Below are 16,712 nucleotides of genomic sequence, written 5' to 3'. Positions count from 1 at the left end.
ATGTAGTGCTTCTGAATTAGAAGCACTCTGGAGGATGGAGGTCGCGCATGACTACGACGACAGGGACCGAACGGCGCATCGTGCTGATCACCGGGTCCTCCCGCGGGATCGGCGCGGAGACCGCGCGGGTGCTGGCAGGCCGGGGCGACCACGTGGTCGTGAACTACCGGGAGAAGCGCAAGCGCGCCGAGACGCTGGCCGCCGAGATCGCGGCCGCGGGCGGCAGCGCCTCGGTGGCGGGCGCGGACATCGCGGATCCCGAGAGCGCGCGGGCGCTCGTCGAGGGTGTGGTCGCGGAGTTCGGCCGCCTGGATGTGCTGGTGCTCAACGCTTCCGGCGGCCTGGAGCGCGATGCCGCGCCCGACTACGCCATGCTGCTCAACCGCGACGCCCAGACCGGGCTGGCCGCGCTCGCGCTGCCGCATCTCCCGGCGGGCGGCCGGATCGTGTTCGTCACCAGCCACCAGGCCCACTTCTCCCCCACCCGCCAGGCCCCGCCCGGCTACGAGCAGATCGCCGCGAGCAAGCGGGCCGGTGAGGACGCGCTGCGTGCCATGACCGGCGAATTCGCCGACCGCGGAATCGGTTTCACCGTGGTGTCCGGCGACATGATCGACGGCACCATCATCGTGCGCCTGCTCGAACGGCGCGACCCCGACGCGGTCACCGAGCGTCGCGACCAGGGCGATCTGCCGACGGTCGAGGAGTTCGCCACCGCGGTCGCCGACGCCACCACCCTCGACGCGCCGCTGGGTCACACGGTCTACGTCGGCGGGCAGGACTTCCTGTCGGAGCCGACCACACCCGCCGCCTCCCGCGGCTGACCCGCGCGCAGCAGCGCACGGCCGCAACCCGCGGCGCACCATCGGGACCCCGGTGGCCGCGTGCCGCGCCCACCTCGAGGGCCCGCCGGTCGCACTGTGGTGCGAGTCCGGGAGGCGCGCGGGGCACAGGGCGCGCGGGGCACAGGGTTTGCCGGAGCGCGGTCCCGTTCAGGTGCGAGCCGAGTCGAGCGCGAGCGGGGTCAGGTCAGCGGGCGTCAGCGGCCAGGCCGAGGCCGAGCGCGACGAGGATCGCGGCCAGGGCGCGTTCGATGCGGTGGCGAATGCCGGTGCGGCGCAGCCAGGTTCCGGCGCGGTCGGCGGCCAGGACGACGCCGACGCACCACGAGGTGTCGATGACCAGCTGGATGGCGGCCAGGATGAACACCGTCGGCAACACCGGGCCGCTGCTGGGTAGGAACTGCGGCAGGATCGTCAGGCCGAAGACCGCGGCCTTGGGGTTGGCCGCGATGGAGATCAGCGAGGCGCGGAAGGCGGCCGCGGGCGTGCGGCCGCCGGGCAGCGCGGCGGTCAGCGCCGCACCGAAGGCGTCGTCGGCGCGGGCCCCGCGATCACCGCGGGTGCCACGCCAGGCCTGGACGCCCAGCCAGATCAGCACGAGCGCGCCGATCAGATGGATGCCCAGGTTCAGGACCTGGTTGGCCACCAGCAGTGCCGACAGTCCCGCGCCTCCGGCGACCGTCCACCCGAAGATGCCGATCTCATTGCCCACCACGGCCGCCAGCCCCGCGGCGCGGCCGTCGCGCACCGACCGCTGCAGGAACAGCGCGGTGGCCGGTCCGGGCAGCGCGGCCAGGATGAGCGAGGCGAGGGCGAAGGCGGGCAGCACCTGAATCCAGTGGGGCATGCCTCGATGCTGACATACGACCCAGTGGCCTCGGCCAGCGGTTTTCGCCAGAATGCCGTACTTCGCACCCCTGATCGGCATGTCGCCGCGTACACGCCGACGCCCTGCGAGGTCCCAGCATCCGGGGCCTCCCATGCGGTCAGGATGACACTGCCGCCGCAAGAGACCCATCGCGCCCAGTGCCCAGTGCCCAGTGCCCAGTGCCCAGTGCCCAGTGCCCAGTGCCCAGTGCCCAGTGCCCAGACGATGCCTACCCGATCGCCCATGGCCGACTACACCGCCGACTCGATCTCGGTCAGGCATCGCGGCAGCGGAATCGGCCGGCCGGGCGTGCCGGGCCGCCGTCGCGGGGACGATCATGGTGGTATCCAGCGCGGAACGGGTAACGCCAGGGTGAGGAGGTGCGGCGATGGTCAATGACGTGGAGAAGCGGTGGAACGATCCGGAGATGCTGCGGCACGCGACCCGCTACGTGCTGAGCGTGCTGGGGATCGCCGTGGCGGGCGGCGTGATCGTGCTGGTGTGGGCCTCGGCCCGGGATCGGTGCCTGAACGCGGGGTCGGTGCTGTGCGACGGCACCTCGAAGGTGGTCGTGGGCCTGGTGCCGGGCGGGGTCCTGCTCGCCGGCGGCATCCTCGCGCTGGTGCTCGCGTACCGGGCGTGGCGGGCCGGGCGGGCGTGGCCGATCTGGCAGGGTGTGGGCTGGTTCCTGTTCACGCTGATGGTGGTGTATCTGGGTATCGTCGGCTCCCAGGGCTGACCGATCAGACCGGGCGGCGCGCGGTGTCGACGGTGCTGTCGTGGTGGTCGAACGGGGTGCCGTGGATTCCGGCACGGGCGGCGAGGTAGCGCGCGATTCTGGTGTTGCGGTCCCACATGGGGTCGATGTGGCGGGCGCGGCGGATCATGCGGGCGCGGGTGTGCCATGGTGTCAAAACCCGGTCAGCTGGCGGAATCTGGTGATCGGGTCCGAGCCCCGATCGGCGTGGACCGGGCAGTAATGTCCGGGCTCGCTGTATCAGTACTTCCCGAACAAGGACGCGATCGTGGCCGCGGTCATCGAGCGCTATACCGCCGAGGTGACCGAGCGGGTCCGCGCGCGGGTGCTGTCGAATATCGGCCGCCCATCCCGCGCGAGCGCTTTCTCGCCGACCTCACCCGGCTGATCCTCAACTACTTCCGCGAGCCCGTGTCGCGAGCCGAACGCGGGTGATGGTTCGCCGCTTCAGCGCCGCATGACCTTCCGCCGGTTCTGGGTCCGGACGCCGGGGAGGGCGAGCAGCAGGTCGACGGCCCTGGAGGCGCTCTGGGCCGCGCTCTCCATCGTGGCCGACCAGTCGGTTCGGGTCCAATCCCCCGCCAGCACCAGCGTGGGCACCGAGGTGGCCTGGTCCGGCCGCAACCCGTCGGTGCCGACCACCTGCGAGAAGGTGGCCCGTGGCATCGGAACCACCTGCGCGTGCAGCACTTTCGCGTCCTCGGCGGCCGGGTAGTAGCGACGCAGCAGCGCCATCTGCTCGTCGACCACCTCGTGGTGCGGCTTGTGGATCTGCTCGTACGCGCCGCTGGTGGTCAGGCAGTACAGCCAGCCGTTCAGCGTCCCGCGCCCGTGCATGCGCTGGCGGTCGAAGACCTCGTCGATGACGCCGGTCCCGCCGATGAGGGCCTCCATGGCGGCTTTGGTGCCGAGCGGGCGGTCCAGGTACAGGTTGGTGCTGACGATCGGGGTGTACCCGAGTTTGTCGGCGGCCGAATAGATGCGGTCGTGCTCGGGCAGCTCGTCGAGCAGTCCGCCGATGTAGGAGTTGGGAACCGCGCACACCACCGCGTCGGCGGGTTGCACCTCGCCCCCGGCCAATTCGACGCCGGTGACCGCGCCGTCGGTGATGTGGATGCGGCGCGCCACCGCCCGGTATTTCACGTCCACCCCGTGCCGGTCGAAGACCCGCTGCGCACCGGAGACCAACAGGGTGTCCAGGTCGGTGGTCGGGTAGCCGATGGTGACCGGCCGCATCCGCTTGACGCCCAAGCGGATTCCGGTGGCCAGTACGTCGGCGAACACCTTGGCCGATTCCTGCCGCACCGGTTCGGCGGCGATGCCGAGGGCCAGCCAGTCCCACAGCGCCTCGCGGGCGGTGTCGGGCATGCCGAGGCGGCGGAACCACTGGTCGGTGGTGAGGTCGGCCAGATCGCCGGGCTGGCGCAGACTCTGCCAGCCCATCTTGACGGTGGCGGCGGCCGCGCGCACCCGGTCGGCGGCGCTCGCGTCGGGGTGGGCGCCGAGCAGGGCGCGCACGGCGGGAAATCCGGCGGTACCCAGGATCGCCGTGCGCCCGCCGGGCCAGCGCAGCACGCCCTGCTGCGGGAAGCTCACGTACTGCCGGGTGCCGACGCTGGTCAGGTACCGGAACAGATGCTCGTACCCGCTGGCGATCACGTGCTGGCCGTTGTCGGGAATGTCGCGCAGCGGCGCGACTTCCAGCGAGTGCGTGCGCCCGCCGAGCCGTCCGCGGCGTTCCAGGAGCGTGACCTGTTTCCCGGCTTCGGCGAGCCAGACCGCTGAGGCCAGTCCGGCCAGTCCCCCGCCGATGACAACGTAGCGTCGCGGATCGTTCATGTTCACCCCTGGAACTAGCCTGCACCAAGCAAGCTACGCCCGCCGCGTGCTCCGCATGCCCGGATTTCGTTACCTCGCAGAGGGAATGAGACCGGGGCGAAACGACGCCGCCCGCCCGGCCACCGGTGGGCGGCGGGGCGGGCGGCGTCTCGGACCCGTCCGGAGTTACTGGTGGACAGCGTTTTCCGCGGATTTGCGGGACATGAACGGGTAGGCCGCGCACACCAGCAGACCCCACACCGCGCCGACCACGAGCGCGCTGCGGCCGTCCTCGGTGAAGAACAGCAGCACCACGACCAGCGCGAGGAACGCCAGCGCCAGTGCCGTGGTGATCGGGGCTCCCGGCAGCCGGTAGTCACTGCCCGGCAGCACGCCCTGCTTGACGCGGACCCGGTAGATCAGGTGGCAGACCAGGATGATGCCCCAGACGAAGATGATGCCCATGGTGGACACCGAGGTGATGTAGCCGAACGCCTTGTCCGGCGAGAAGTAGTTCACCGCGACACCGGTCACCATGACCGCCGCCGAGACCGCGATTCCGACCGCGGGGACCGACCGGCCGCTCAGGTTCGCCAGCGCGGACGGCGCGTCCTGACGCTGTGACAGGCTGCGCAGCATGCGCCCGGTCGAGTAGATGCCCGAGTTGCAGGACGACAGCGCCGCCGTGAGGAGCACGAAGTTGATGATCCCGGCCGCGCCCGGAATGCCGATCTGCTCGAAGACCTCCACGAACGGGCTGCGGCCCGCGTGGAAGGTGCGCCAGCTCGACACCGACATGATGACCACGAGCGCGCCGATGTAGAACAGGCCGATCCGCAATGGCAGCGAGTTGATGGCCTTGCGCAGGGTCCGCTTGGGGTCGCGCGCCTCACCGGCGGTCACGCCCACCAGCTCCACGCCGACATAGGCGAAGACGACGATCTGCAGGGCCAGCAGCGCCTGCCCGAAACCGTTGGGGAACACGCCGCCGTCGTTCCACAGGTTGGTAACGGTCGGGTTGGTGGCGTGGCCGAAGTGGAAGACCAGCACGCCCAGGCCGAGCACGATCATGGTGACGATGGCGGTCACCTTGATGGTCGAGAACCAGAACTCGCCCTCGCCGAACAGTCGCACCGACACCAGGTTGGCGACGAACATGATGCCCAGCACGACCAGCGCGGTCACCCACTGCGGGATGTCGAACCAGTACTGCACGTACTTCCCGGCCACCGTGATCTCGGCCATGCAGGTGGCCACCCACACCGCCCAGTAGGTCCAGCCGGTGGCGAATCCCGCGAAGCGGCCCAGGAATTCGTGCGCGTACTCGGCGAAACTGCCCGCGACCGGGCGGTAGGTGAGCAGTTCGCCCAGCGCCCGCATGATCACGAAGATGGCCAGACCGGCGGCCAGGTAGCAGAGGACGAGCGCGGGACCGGCCTTCTGGATCGCGCCGCCCGCGCCGTAGAACAGGCCGGTGCCGATCGCGCCGCCGATGGCGATCATCTGAATGGTGCGCGGTGAGAGGCCGCGCGAGTATCCCTCGTCCGTGGATGCGGCGCCGGTGTCCGGTAGCTGCCGTTCCGAGGCTGTCAAATGGTGTTCCTTCCGCGTGCCGGCGGCCGGAACCCCCCTGTTCGCACCTGCGAGACACCGGCCGCGTCGAGCTTGCCGACGAATTGCGGCGCTCGATCCAACGGCGTGTCACGCTACCGGAGTGGTCCGCGGCGCACAGTCACCACGGCGCGTGGTGTCGGGTCGGCCCGGTGCGGGGTGGCCGCAGTGGCGGTCAGCGCGGCGAGGGGCGCTGGGTCTCGGTCCAGTCGCCCTCGTCGATCAGCTCCAGACCGGTGACGATCTCGGCCTCGATGCGGATGACGTGGTCCATCGGCATATTGATCCACGGGTCCAGCAGCGTCTCGTAGCGCTGCACCTGTTCGGGATCCATGACCACCCGCGCCACCCCGGTGACGATCACGCTCCAGCCCTGCCGGGTGTGCTCGTCGAACGAGTCGGCCTCGTACGCCACCACCTGACCGTCACCGCGCAGCAGGCTGGCGCCCAGGTGCGCGCGCACCACGACGACATCCTCCTCGACGATGTGATTGACCGGCCGGATGATCGGAAGTCCCCGGCGCGAGTAAACGATTCGCCCGTAGTGCGCGCCCGCCAGTCGTTTCAGTGAATCGGCAGCCGAAAGCTCGCGTAGCTTCCGTGCCCCTACGCCGCCCATCCCTCCGATTGTGGTCGATCGGCGCCGATAACGCCAATTGCCTTGCCCCATCGCGAGGTTCGCCGCGGTGTCAGCGCAATGGCGGGACCGAGACCAGGGCGGGCGGTTTGTCCGTGCGCAACCCCTTCCAGCTGGGCATGCGCAGGCGCTCGCCGGAGTATTCGCGATATTCGACGTCGGCGACGAGGATCGGATCCACCCAGTGCCAGCCCGCCCCTTTCGCTTCCGGCGGCGGCGGGTCGAAAGGGGCTGCGGAGACGGTGATCCCGTCGAGGGCGCCGCGCAGGACGCGGCGCGCGGCCTGGGTGAAGCCGGTGCCGACATTGCCGAGGTAGACGAGCCGGCCTGTCTTGTCGTGCGCGCCCATGATCAGCGAGCCGAACGTGGTCCCGAACGCGCCCGCGCCCGGCGTCCACCCGGCCACCACGACCTCGGTGTTCTGCCGCAGCGGCGTCTTGATCCAGGCCGGGGACCGGCGGCCGGGCAGGTACACCGAATCGGTCCGTTTGGACACGACGCCTTCGATCCGGTGTTCCCGCGCCACCTCCAGCAACTGTGCCGCGTCCACATCGAGCCAGTGCGGCGGCGCCGACAGCGGTTCGTTCAGCGGCAAGCCGGCCAGCCGCTCACGGCGCTGGAGGTAGGTCTCGCCGGTGATGTCGAGGTCGTCCACCCCGAGCACGTCGAAGACGAAGAACCGCACCGGGACCTCGGCGATCAGCTGCTCCCCCGGCCGCACCACGTGCATGCGCCGCTGCAGCCGCCCGAACGAGGGCGCTCCCTCGCGGTCCGGCGCGACGATCTCGCCGTCCAAGATCAGAGATCCCTTGCCGGGCAAGTCTTTCAATGCCGTGACGATCTCCGGATAGGCCGCGCTGACGTCATTGCCGTTGCGGCTGAGCAGGGTGCAATCCCCGGCCTCGCGGATCGCGATGATGCGGACTCCGTCCCACTTCATCTCCACCGCCCACCCGGGCCCACCCGGCGGCGGCCCCCCGGTCGCCAGCATGGGCGACGGGCCGCGGCGGACCGAGGCGGCCACGCGGGCCGCTATCCGCGCCGATATCCGGGCGAACGGGACATGCTGGGGAGTTTGCTATCGAGTTGCCTTCCCCCCGCCGCGGCACGCCGGGGACGCCCGGTTCGTTATGGTCCGCCAACTCGGCCACCCTCATTTCGCGGGGCGGAGGCACGGGGATCGATGGGCGCACAGAATCCGTCACCGCCCCGTCGAACGCTCACCGGAGAGGGTCGTCACGATGCTGGTGACGGTGGCGACCGATTTGCCGTCACCGCGGGTGATATCGCACCGGTAGTGCGTGATGGTGCGGCCCGAATGCGTCGGGTATGCGTGCGCGCGAAGGGTGTCGCGCCAGACCGGGCGCAGGAAGACCGCCCGCAGATCGATGCTCGTGAACGATTCGCCGGGACCGACCACCGTGGAGTGCGCGGTGCCGATGGCCGCGTCCGCCAGTTCGGTGAGCAGCCCGCCGTGCACCGTGCCCTGCTGGTTGCCGTGCACCGCGGGATCGGTATCGATCTCGACGACCGCCCGGCCCAGGACGACCGCGGTCAGGCGGATCCCGAGAGTGCGGGAAATCGCTGTCGGATACCGGAACTGGCAGGTCTGGCCCTCGGCCAGGGTTCCGGCCAACTGGGCGTGCAGGTAGTCCAGAACCGGCAGTTCGGTCGGCGAGATCGTCATGGACGGGACGGTAGGACCGGTCAGATAGGACGATCAAGAAATTGTCCTAGGTACAGTCGGGTGATGCGCACGTATCAGCAGGTCGCGGCCGAACTCGCGGCGCAGATCCGCGCGGGACGCTGGGCCCCGGGGCAGCGGCTGCCGACCCATCGGGAGCTCGCGGCCGGGCACGGCATCGCGGTGGCCACCGCGACCCGGGTATTCGCCGAGCTCAAGCGTGTCGGACTGGTCGTCGGCGAGCCAGGCCGGGGCAGTTTCGTGCGGGACCGATCGGTGCGGCTGGCGTCGGCCGAATACGGGGCGGGCGCGGACACGGTGTGGGCGGATCTGGCCTTCACGCAACCGATGTCGCCGCGCCGCGCGGAACTGCTGCGCACCGCACTGCGCGACCTCGCCGGCGGCGGCGACCTGGACGCCCTGCTGCGCCAACAGCCTCCGGGTGGGCGGCCGCACGACCGCGCGATAGTCACGGAGTTCCTGGATCGACGCGGAATCGCCGCCGACCCCGCGCGCGTCGTGCTCACCCATGGGGCACAGCACGGATTGGATCTCGTTGTCCGCGCGCTGTTCTCACCCGGAGACGTGGTCGCGGCGGACGAGCTCACCTATCCCGGCTTCAAGCTGCTCGCCCATGCCCACGGAGTCGATGTCGCGCCGATCGCGGCCGTCGCCGACGGCCCGGACCTGGACGCCCTCGACCGGCTGTGCGCGCGACGACCGGTGCGCGCCGTCTACGCCATGCCGACCCTGCACAATCCGCTCGGCTGGGTCCTCGGCCGCGCGCAGCGCGAACGCCTCGTTTCGATTGCGCGGCACCATGATCTGTTCCTGATCGAGGACGCTGCCTATGCCTTCCTCGCCGACCCCGCACCCGCGCCACTGGTCACCATGGCTCCCGAGCGCACGTTCTGGGTCTCGAGTCTGTCCAAGAGCGCCGCGGCCGGTCTGCGGTTCGGCATCCTGGTCATCCCGCCGCGCGCCGAACCCGCGCTCGGACGATTGCTCCGCGCGACCATGGCGAGCCCGCCGGGCCTGGTCACGGCCGTGGCGGTGCGCTGGATCGGCGACGGCACGGTCGACGCCCTGGAACACGCGAGCCGCCGCGCGGCCGGAGACCATCAATATGTCCTACGCCGGGAACTGGGCGACCTCCGGCCGATCGCCCATCCGCGCTCGTTCTTCGCCTGGCTCCCCATCGACCCCGACCAGCGCATGGACCGCATCGCGGCCGAACTGTCGCGCCGCGGCGTCCGGGTCTGCACCGGCGACGTCTTCGCCGTCACCCAGCACGTCCCGCACGGTCTGCGCATCGCCCTGGGATCGCCCGCGCTGGAAGAGCTTCCGCTCGTACTCGCCGAATTGCGGGACGTCCTGGACTCGGTGCCACCCGGCTGACGGTGCGCCGGGGAGTCGGTCGGCAGGCGAGTGCTCTCGATCCGGCTCGCGGTGTGGTCCGCCACCACTCCCCCGACGCCGAATGCGATGAGCCGGTCCGGGTCTCGCTGGGGTACGGAGCCGGGCACACGCATCTCCCACCGCCCGCCGTCCACCGCTCCCCCGGACCCGGTGCCCGTTTCGTGGCTTCCGGCGAGTCCGTGCGCAGGTCGTCAGCGCCCGCCGATTCCAGCCTCCCGCAGCGAAGCACGGATCAGCCGGGCCAGCTGTGCCGCGACGATGTCGAGGGGTTCGTCCGATCGGCGCACCCGGGCCAGCAGGGTCGCACCCTCGTAGGCCGCGACCACGGTCACCGCCAACCCGGCCGCGTCCGCCTCGGGCAATCCCAGATCCGCCAGGAGTGAGGCGAATCCGCATTCCATGGCATCGAACGCCGACGCGCAGGCGGCACGGACGGTCTCCACGTCGCTGCCCCCGTCCAGCGCCGGAGTGCCGACCGGGCAGCCATCGGTCCAGTCCGAGTCGGCGAGTTTCGCGGCCATGAAGCCGAACAGCGTTGTGGTCGTGGCGAATACGTCGTCCGGCGCCTGCCGGATCATCCGTCCGACGAGGTTCCCGGTCCCGGCGATCGCCGCCACCGCGATCTCCTCCTTCCCACCGGGAAAATGGTGATAGATCGAGCCGTACGGCAGACCGGCGGCGCCACTGAGCGCCTTGAGCCCGAATCCGTGATACCCGCGCCGGGCCAGCAACTCCGCCGCGGCCACCACGATCCGCCGTTTGGAATCCGACATCCTGCCCTCCACACACCCTTGACTAGAAAGAACGTTCTAGCGAAACTCTAGTCCATGCGGAGATTGATGCTGGATGGTCCCGGACGCCTGCGCTGGGAAGACTGCCCCGAACCGACACTCGACCATCCGGACCAGGCACTGGTTCGGCCGGTGGCGCTGGCGACCTGCGACCTCGATCCGGCCGTGCTGCGCGGTGGTTTCCCGCTGCCCGGTCCGTTCCCTTTCGGCCACGAAGGTGTCGCGGAAGTCGTGGCGGTGGGAGAGGACGTACGCACGGTCGCGGTCGGCGACCGGGTCGTGGTGCCGTTCCAAATTTCCTGTGGCACTTGCGAACCATGCCGGCGCGGGCGGACCGGCAACTGCGCGAGCCACCCGATGATGTCGACCTTCGGTCTCGGCGCGATGGGTGGGCTGAACTGGGGCGGCCTCTGGGCGGACCTCGCCGTGGTTCCGCATGCCGACGCCATGCTCGTTCCGCTCCCCGACGGCATCGACCCCGCCGCGGTGGCCAGCGCCAGCGACAACATTCCCGACGCGTATCGCACTGTGGGACCGCGGCTCTCGGCCGAGCCGGGGGCGGAGGTGCTGGTGCTCGGCGGGCCCGCAGCGGCGTCGATCGGCCTCTACGCCGCCGGATTGGCGGTCGCGTTGGGCTCGTCGCGGGTTGTGTATGTCGACACCGAACCCGAACGGCTGGAGATCGCAACGCGATTCGGCGCCGAAGCCGTCGAGGCCGGACCCGACGCGAGAGTCGGGCGATTCCCTGTCACCGTGGAGGCGTGCGGCGGCGCGACCGCGCTGCGCGCCGCGATCAACGCCACCAGCCCGGACGGCACCTGCACCAGCGTCAGCGTGCAACGCGAGGACGTCGAGCTGCCGCTGCTCGCGATGTACTCGCGCTGCTGCACCTTCCACACCGGCCGCGCCCACGCCCGCCCGGCCATTCCGGCCGTTCTCGACCTGGTCGTCGCCGGCAGGTTCGATCCCTCGATCGTCACCACCCGCACCGCGGGGTGGGAGGAGTCCATCGACGCTCTGCTCGAGACACCGATGAAACTGGTGGTCACCCGCTGATGGCCGGGCCGGGCGCTACTTGGCCGAGAAGCCCTGGCCTCGAATGGCGTCGAGGACCTCGCCGTAGGTGAGCGAGGAGGTGACCGAGATGGTCTCGGCCGCGCGATCGACGGTGACCGCACTGGTGGAGTCCATGCCGCGCAGGGCGCGTTCGGCGAGGGTCGCCTCGGAGGCGAAGTGCGGCATTTCGTAGGTGTAGGTCGACATCGGTTCGCTCCCGTTCATAGTGCGTGAGTTCGCATTCCAGGCATAGCCACGGATTCGGCGGACAAACGGGCAGGACTCGCCGGACAACCTGCCGATTCGGGGTTTGGCCTGCGTGACAGCGGGCATTGCCCCGATATGTTCACAATCATCGGGCTCATCGCTCTGCTGGGTGCTGTGACCGTGGGTGTGGCCGGGGTCGCGGCCAACAGCGGTGACTCGCACGCACTTCCCAACGGCTTCACCGTATTCGATCACACCTACCACGGCTCGAGCGGACTGTTGTTCGCGTACGGGATGATGATCGGCGCGGCCGGCGCGGCCGGAACGATCCTGCTGCTGGCCGGAATCTGGACCACCTCACGGCGCGGCCAGGTGGCGCGGCGCGAGCTGCGTCAGTCGCGACGGGAAATGGCCACCGCGCGAAAGGAACTCACGAAACCTGTACCCACCTCCAAGCCCGCGGGTAACGTGGAGCCACCTCGGAAGCCGGTGGTTCCCCTGGCCAAGGTGGCGCCTAAACGTGCCCTCTCGAAGCCGAACTGGTCGGTCAACCGTTTCCTCGGTCGCCCGAGCGGGTCCCCCGCACCGACAGAATCCGCCGCCAAATAGGAACCCTCCGAATGTTCGTCGTGCTCGGCCTGGCGCTGCTCGACGCCGGCTGGCTGCTCGCCACCCCGGCCCTGTCCTCGCTCGGAATCATCGCCATGGCCGTCGCCCTGATCCAGTGGCTGATGGGTGCGCCCGCCCGCTGGCTCGCGCACCCGCGCTATTGACTCGCGTACCCGTATCACCGACTCGCGTACTTGTGTCATCCACCGGACACCGAGGTCCGGTGCCACCACGCCGACCGGGATCCCACCCGGTCGGCTAGCGTCGGTTTCATGACGGTGACGGTGCTGGTGCCCGACGAACACGGCTTCGCGGCGATTTCCCGGCTGCCCGGGGCGCGGCCGCTGCGCTACACGCTGGGCGAGCCGCTCCCCGCCGGGGCGGACGAGGCCGAGGTGTTCGTGCCCGCGTTCCTGGCCAGCCGCCCCGAGAATCTCGAACTCGCCCGCGCGCTGCCCAAACTGCGCTTGGTGCAGCTGCTCACGGCGGGCGCGGAAACCTGGGTCGGACGGCTGCCCGAGCACGTCAGGATCTCCACGGGCCGCGGCGCGCACGGGGCCAGCACGGCGGAGTGGGCGATCACCGGATTGCTCACCGTCTACCGGGAATTCACCGAATTCGCGCTCGCCCAGCGTGAACACCGCTGGATTCAGCACCGCACGGATACCTTGCACGGCAAGCGCGTCCTGATCGTCGGCGCGGGCGACCTGGGCACCGAGATGCAGCGCATGCTGCTGCCTTTCGGCACAACGGTCGAACTGGTCGGTACGCGAGCCCGCGCCGGCGTCCACGGCGTCGACGAACTTCCCGCGCTGCTCCCGCATTTCGACGCGGTCATCCTCATGGTTCCGGTCACCACCGACACCATCGGCATGGTCGACGCCGCGTTTCTGTCCCGGATGGCCGACCGCACCATCCTGGTCAATGCCGCCCGCGGCCCCGTGGTCCGCACCGACGACCTGCTCGCCGAACTGCAATCCGGCCGCCTGCGTGCCATTCTCGACGTCACCGACCCCGAACCACTGCCCGCCGACCACCCGCTGTGGGAAGCACCGGGCCTGCTGCTCACCCCGCACGTCGGCGGCAGCAGCACAGGAAATCTGGAGCGCGGCTGGACCATCGCCACCGCCGAAATCGCGCGCTACCTCGCGGGTGAGCCGCCGGAGAACCTCGTCAGCGGCGAATACTGAACTGGCACAACACGAACCCGAGCGTCATGCGGGTTACAGCGTGTCCTTGCCGATCGGCCGATTGATGCCGCGCCACTCCCGCTCCCAGCGCGCATACCGCCGGGCATCGAGCACGGTCCCGGTGAACCACACGGTCGCCGCGGCGGCACACCAGGTTTCGACGAGTATCGCCAGCCCGGTCCCGATCCCCTCCGCGGCCGCGGACCCGGGCCGCGACGGCGCGATGGTCGGCTGCCCGTTCTTGGTCCACAATGTCACCGTGGCCCCCGCGGCCTGCGGTCCCGGCACATCCACGGTCGCGGTCGCGATCTTCCCGCCACTGTCCCACTGCACCGGCGCCTGATACCGCACCTGATGCGTCGCGTACCGATCCGAATCCGGCACCCGCACCGCATCCGCGGTCTCCGTGGCCACCACCCGGACCTTCCCCGAGTCCTGCGCCACGATCCGGGCCTGCGCCCCCGTATAACTGACGGTCCCCACCGCCCCCGCCACCGGCACCGCCGCGGCCACCACCACCACGGCCAACGCCCGCAGCACCACCTCCGCCCGATCCGACACACGCATCAACGGACTGGAGTTCCATGGGCGCACTCGCCACAGCCGCGTCGACCACGAAGGACGCATCGACACCTGGACCACCTCTCCCCACGCGCCGTCGTACCGCTTACATCGGTAGCTGTACCCAGAGGGATACGCCATGAACCAACGAACGTCAAGGTCAACGCATCGTCATGTTCGATGTGGCAGCGGACAACGACGACCTGCGGTTCTCGCTGGGCGGACCGCCCCCGGCCGGAGTCGCGGCAGCTATGGGGTCCGATTTCCGCCGGAAGCATGACCACGGTGTTTCTAGCGTCGGAGACATGGAACTCGACGTCATTCCGTCCTCGCGGGAATGGGTGCTGCGGACACCCACGGTGTGGTTCATGGCCTTCGCGGCCGCGCTCGGGACCGCGAGCATGTATCCGTTGTATCCCGCGATAGCCGAGTTGGCCGAGTCACTTCAGGCTTCGACGGCCGCCGCGGGCACGGCCTTGGCGTGCGGGCCGATCGGATACCTGGTGGGACTGGCGTTGCTGGTGCCGCTGGTCGATCGGTACGCGGCGCGCGCGGTGGTCTCGGTTCAATTCGCCGCGCTGGCCGCGGTTCTGGCCGCCACGGCGGCAGTCGGTTCGCCGTGGCCGCTGGGCCTCGCGGTGGGGCTCGTCGGGGCGGGATCCTCGATCGGCGCGCAATTGAGTTCGGTCGCTGGAAGATTCGCGGCCTCGCACAAGCGGGCCACCGTGCTCGGCATCGTGACGGCCGGCATTTCGGCGGGCATCCTCGCGGGCCGAATCGTCGGTGGCTGGCTGACCGATGTCGTGGGGTGGCGGGGAATGCTGCTCGTGTTCGCCGCGGCGTGCGTCGGCTGTGCCGTCGCCGCCCGCGTCTCGCTGCCCGCGGCGGCGGGCACCGCCACCGCAGGCTATCTCGCGACCCTGCGCGGAATGCCCGCGCTGTTCACCCGGCATCCGGCGCTGCGCCTGGCGGCGATCCGAGGCTCCCTCTGGTTCTTCGCCTTCTGCGCGATCTGGGCCGGACTCGCGGTGGCCCTGTCCCAGCCGCCGTTCTCGTATTCCCCCGAACGGATCGGCCTGTACGCCGTCGCCGGGATCCTCGGCATTATCGCCACCCGAATCGCGGGAACCTGGACCGATCGCATCGGTGCACGCCAGGTGATTCTGCTCGGCCTGCCGCTGGCGATCGCGAGTACGGCGATCCTCGCGGTCACCTTGTCGAACACGGCACTGACCCTGTTGTGCCTCGGCCTCTTCGACGCCGGACTGTTCGCCGCCCAAGTTGCCAATCAGAGCACGGTCCTGGCCATCGACCCCACCAGCCCTGCCCGTTTCAACAGCGCCTACATGGTCGTCTACTTCATCGGCGGCAGCCTCGGCACCGCGTTCGGCGCCGCGGCGGTCGGCTGGTTCGGCTGGACCGCCACCGCGATGGCCGCCGCCACGGCGACCATCCTGGCCGCGATCATCACCGCCCTGACCGGACGAGTCAGCATACGGTTGTCATCCCCGGATGGCCTTCACTAGCACCACCGCCGTCTCTGCGCCGGCCCGGCGATCTTCCGAGATCCGTTGATAGTCATCCGATTCCGCCCAGTCCCGGAAAGACGCCTCATCGGGAAAACTCATCAACACGACCTTGTCCCGGTCCCACTCCCCTTCGACGACCCGCGGCGCCTCATCGGCCACGAGCAGCGTTCCCGAATAGCGTTGGAACACATCCATGAACGCCGCCTGATACCGGTTGTAGGCGTCGCGGTCGGTGAACTTCAACTGAGCGATGGCATAGACGGTCATGCGGCCACCGTAGCCATCCCGCCGCGTGCGGCAAAGGGGCGTACCGGTCGCAGACCGCGGTCTCGCGCCTTGGCCGCCCGGTTCAGGATGTGCGCACGCCGAATTCCGCGGCGATCGTCGATGAAATCGGGGAGATCACCCGGATCGCGGGAGGTGATCAGCGTCCAGCCCGCGGCGTTGCTGTGGACGACGGGCTCGTCGACCCAGGACGCACCCACGTTGATCAGATCGGTGCGCAGTGAGGGATACGAGGCCTCAACCCTGTGCCGCAGCGGAGTTCGCGCTACCCGGGCCATCGTGTACACGCGGCGGCGATCGTCCGCGCGATTTCCAGCTCGGTGTCCTGGCAACAGACCTCCAGCAGCCGGTCCACGCATCGCGCTCCGGTGACCACCCGTAGGACTCGCCGGCGGCCGCGGGCGCGGTCGTCGGCATCCAGAATGGCCTGGAGCCCGGAGATGCTCAGGAAGGTCAGTCGCGACAGGTCGACCACCACGAGCCGAGTACTCGTGGAGATCGCGTAGCCGAGGTGTTCGCGGAATTCTCCGACGTTGCAGTAGTCGATCTCGCCAGTAGCGGTCACTACCGTCGTGGACGGTGATGGTGCGCTGTGAGTGACTCCCAGCAGCGAGTGCTGTCCGCGCCGCTCGACGATCGCCGGTCCACCAGCGACGATGAATGAAGTCGGCATCAGGATCAGATCCTTGTCCGTTTCATGTGACGTGCCCCGCCTGAGGCCGTCGCATCGTGAAGCACCCATGCCGCAGGGCACAGGCTGGGCTGGTGGTTTTCAACCGTGAGCATGGGGTACCCGCTCCGTTCGCGAGATACACCTGTGATCTGTCCCGCCGCTGCCGCGCAATCAG

General features: G+C 69.7%; 21 protein-coding genes. 8 read left to right on the top strand and 13 right to left on the bottom strand.

Translation table 11 applies throughout. From position 1 onward, the window contains the following. The first annotated feature begins 47 nt into the window (after positions 1–47). Positions 48–824, top strand: coding sequence for an SDR family oxidoreductase (locus ACFYTS_RS14385; RefSeq protein WP_387304228.1), 777 nt, complete (start codon positions 48–50; stop codon positions 822–824). A 205-nt stretch (positions 825–1,029) separates the two neighbouring features. Here ACFYTS_RS14385 and ACFYTS_RS14380 read toward each other — a convergent pair whose 3' ends face one another. Then, the gene (locus ACFYTS_RS14380) at positions 1,030–1,689 is read right to left on the bottom strand and encodes a LysE family translocator (protein WP_357277618.1); all 660 of its coding nucleotides are present in this window, start codon (positions 1,687–1,689) and stop codon (positions 1,030–1,032) included. A 409-nt stretch (positions 1,690–2,098) separates the two neighbouring features. On the opposite strand from ACFYTS_RS14380, the gene ACFYTS_RS14375 reads away from it, so the two are divergent. Then, positions 2,099–2,449 carry a hypothetical protein gene (locus ACFYTS_RS14375; RefSeq protein ID WP_357277620.1) on the top strand — a complete coding sequence of 117 codons (351 nt, stop codon included), beginning with the start codon at positions 2,099–2,101 and terminating at the stop codon, positions 2,447–2,449. A 4-nt stretch (positions 2,450–2,453) separates the two neighbouring features. On the opposite strand, the gene ACFYTS_RS14370 is transcribed toward ACFYTS_RS14375, so the two are convergent. The 6 genes from ACFYTS_RS14370 to ACFYTS_RS14345 form a co-directional block, all read right to left on the bottom strand. Beyond that, the gene (locus ACFYTS_RS14370; RefSeq protein WP_357277623.1) at positions 2,454–2,624 is read right to left on the bottom strand and encodes a hypothetical protein; all 171 of its coding nucleotides are present in this window, start codon (positions 2,622–2,624) and stop codon (positions 2,454–2,456) included. Between the two features lie 290 nt (positions 2,625–2,914). After that, on the bottom strand, positions 2,915–4,306 hold the full coding sequence (locus ACFYTS_RS14365) for an FAD-dependent oxidoreductase (protein WP_387304225.1): 1,392 nt from the start codon (positions 4,304–4,306) through the stop codon (positions 2,915–2,917). Positions 4,307–4,471: 165 nt separating this feature from the next. Next, positions 4,472–5,878 carry an amino acid permease gene (locus tag ACFYTS_RS14360; RefSeq protein ID WP_387304223.1) on the bottom strand — a complete coding sequence of 469 codons (1,407 nt, stop codon included), beginning with the start codon at positions 5,876–5,878 and terminating at the stop codon, positions 4,472–4,474. A gap of 193 nt (positions 5,879–6,071) precedes the next feature. Further along, positions 6,072–6,515 carry a pyridoxamine 5'-phosphate oxidase family protein gene (locus tag ACFYTS_RS14355; RefSeq protein ID WP_357277632.1) on the bottom strand — a complete coding sequence of 148 codons (444 nt, stop codon included), beginning with the start codon at positions 6,513–6,515 and terminating at the stop codon, positions 6,072–6,074. Between the two features lie 70 nt (positions 6,516–6,585). After that, positions 6,586–7,557 carry a non-homologous end-joining DNA ligase gene (gene ligD, locus ACFYTS_RS14350; RefSeq protein ID WP_387304221.1) on the bottom strand — a complete coding sequence of 324 codons (972 nt, stop codon included), beginning with the start codon at positions 7,555–7,557 and terminating at the stop codon, positions 6,586–6,588. Positions 7,558–7,734: 177 nt separating this feature from the next. Beyond that, complete coding sequence (locus ACFYTS_RS14345) at positions 7,735–8,220, bottom strand: PaaI family thioesterase (RefSeq protein WP_357277637.1); 486 nt, start codon at positions 8,218–8,220, stop codon at positions 7,735–7,737. Positions 8,221–8,283: 63 nt separating this feature from the next. Between ACFYTS_RS14345 and ACFYTS_RS14340 the strand changes: the two genes are divergently transcribed. After that, positions 8,284–9,615 (top strand): PLP-dependent aminotransferase family protein, encoded by a 1,332-nt coding sequence (locus ACFYTS_RS14340; protein ID WP_387304216.1) that lies wholly within the window; start codon positions 8,284–8,286, stop codon positions 9,613–9,615. A gap of 212 nt (positions 9,616–9,827) precedes the next feature. Here ACFYTS_RS14340 and ACFYTS_RS14335 read toward each other — a convergent pair whose 3' ends face one another. Then, on the bottom strand, positions 9,828–10,409 hold the full coding sequence (locus ACFYTS_RS14335; RefSeq protein WP_357277642.1) for a TetR/AcrR family transcriptional regulator: 582 nt from the start codon (positions 10,407–10,409) through the stop codon (positions 9,828–9,830). Positions 10,410–10,463: 54 nt separating this feature from the next. On the opposite strand from ACFYTS_RS14335, the gene ACFYTS_RS14330 reads away from it, so the two are divergent. Next, positions 10,464–11,483: a zinc-binding dehydrogenase gene (locus tag ACFYTS_RS14330; protein ID WP_387304213.1), complete on the top strand. Its 1,020-nt coding sequence runs from the start codon at positions 10,464–10,466 to the stop codon at positions 11,481–11,483. 15 nt (positions 11,484–11,498) lie between these two features. Here the strand turns inward: ACFYTS_RS14330 and ACFYTS_RS14325 are convergent, their stop codons facing one another. Beyond that, positions 11,499–11,690: a hypothetical protein gene (locus ACFYTS_RS14325; protein ID WP_357277647.1), complete on the bottom strand. Its 192-nt coding sequence runs from the start codon at positions 11,688–11,690 to the stop codon at positions 11,499–11,501. Between the two features lie 135 nt (positions 11,691–11,825). On the opposite strand from ACFYTS_RS14325, the gene ACFYTS_RS14320 reads away from it, so the two are divergent. The 3 genes from ACFYTS_RS14320 to ACFYTS_RS14310 all read left to right on the top strand — a co-directional run bounded on the left by ACFYTS_RS14320 (position 11,826) and on the right by ACFYTS_RS14310 (position 13,489). Then, a complete protein-coding gene (locus tag ACFYTS_RS14320; protein WP_387304210.1) occupies positions 11,826–12,299 on the top strand; it encodes a hypothetical protein in 474 nt (157 codons plus the stop codon). A gap of 11 nt (positions 12,300–12,310) precedes the next feature. After that, on the top strand, positions 12,311–12,463 hold the full coding sequence (locus ACFYTS_RS14315) for a hypothetical protein (RefSeq protein ID WP_357277651.1): 153 nt from the start codon (positions 12,311–12,313) through the stop codon (positions 12,461–12,463). Between the two features lie 108 nt (positions 12,464–12,571). Beyond that, complete coding sequence (locus ACFYTS_RS14310; RefSeq protein ID WP_387304208.1) at positions 12,572–13,489, top strand: 2-hydroxyacid dehydrogenase; 918 nt, start codon at positions 12,572–12,574, stop codon at positions 13,487–13,489. Positions 13,490–13,522: 33 nt separating this feature from the next. Here the strand turns inward: ACFYTS_RS14310 and ACFYTS_RS14305 are convergent, their stop codons facing one another. Continuing rightward, entirely contained in the window at positions 13,523–14,056 is a 534-nt protein-coding gene (locus ACFYTS_RS14305) for a hypothetical protein (protein ID WP_357277656.1), read from the bottom strand. Positions 14,057–14,223: 167 nt separating this feature from the next. Here ACFYTS_RS14305 and ACFYTS_RS14300 point away from each other — a divergent pair, with 167 nt between their 5' ends. Then, on the top strand, positions 14,224–15,576 hold the full coding sequence (locus ACFYTS_RS14300; protein ID WP_387304206.1) for an MFS transporter: 1,353 nt from the start codon (positions 14,224–14,226) through the stop codon (positions 15,574–15,576). On the opposite strand, the gene ACFYTS_RS14295 is transcribed toward ACFYTS_RS14300, so the two are convergent. From ACFYTS_RS14295 to ACFYTS_RS14285, 3 genes are read right to left on the bottom strand one after another with little or no spacing between them, the layout of a single operon-like run. Next, positions 15,553–15,846, bottom strand: a complete 294-nt coding sequence (locus ACFYTS_RS14295; RefSeq protein ID WP_357277660.1) for a DUF1330 domain-containing protein — start codon at positions 15,844–15,846, stop codon at positions 15,553–15,555. The two genes, ACFYTS_RS14300 and ACFYTS_RS14295, sit on opposite strands and share 24 nt — an antisense overlap. After that, positions 15,843–16,142, bottom strand: coding sequence for a DJ-1/PfpI family protein (locus tag ACFYTS_RS14290; protein WP_387304204.1), 300 nt, complete (start codon positions 16,140–16,142; stop codon positions 15,843–15,845). Before ACFYTS_RS14290 ends, ACFYTS_RS14295 begins: the two co-directional genes overlap by 4 nt. Beyond that, complete coding sequence (locus ACFYTS_RS14285) at positions 16,130–16,537, bottom strand: STAS domain-containing protein (RefSeq protein WP_387304202.1); 408 nt, start codon at positions 16,535–16,537, stop codon at positions 16,130–16,132. Before ACFYTS_RS14285 ends, ACFYTS_RS14290 begins: the two co-directional genes overlap by 13 nt. Positions 16,538–16,712: the final 175 nt, after the last annotated feature.

The sequence above is a fragment of the Nocardia sp. NPDC004151 genome, from assembly GCF_042874235.1.
GTDB lineage: Bacteria > Actinomycetota > Actinomycetes > Mycobacteriales > Mycobacteriaceae > Nocardia.
The sequence above is the reverse complement of the archived record's forward strand: the minus strand, read 5'-3'. Positions and strand labels throughout refer to the sequence as shown.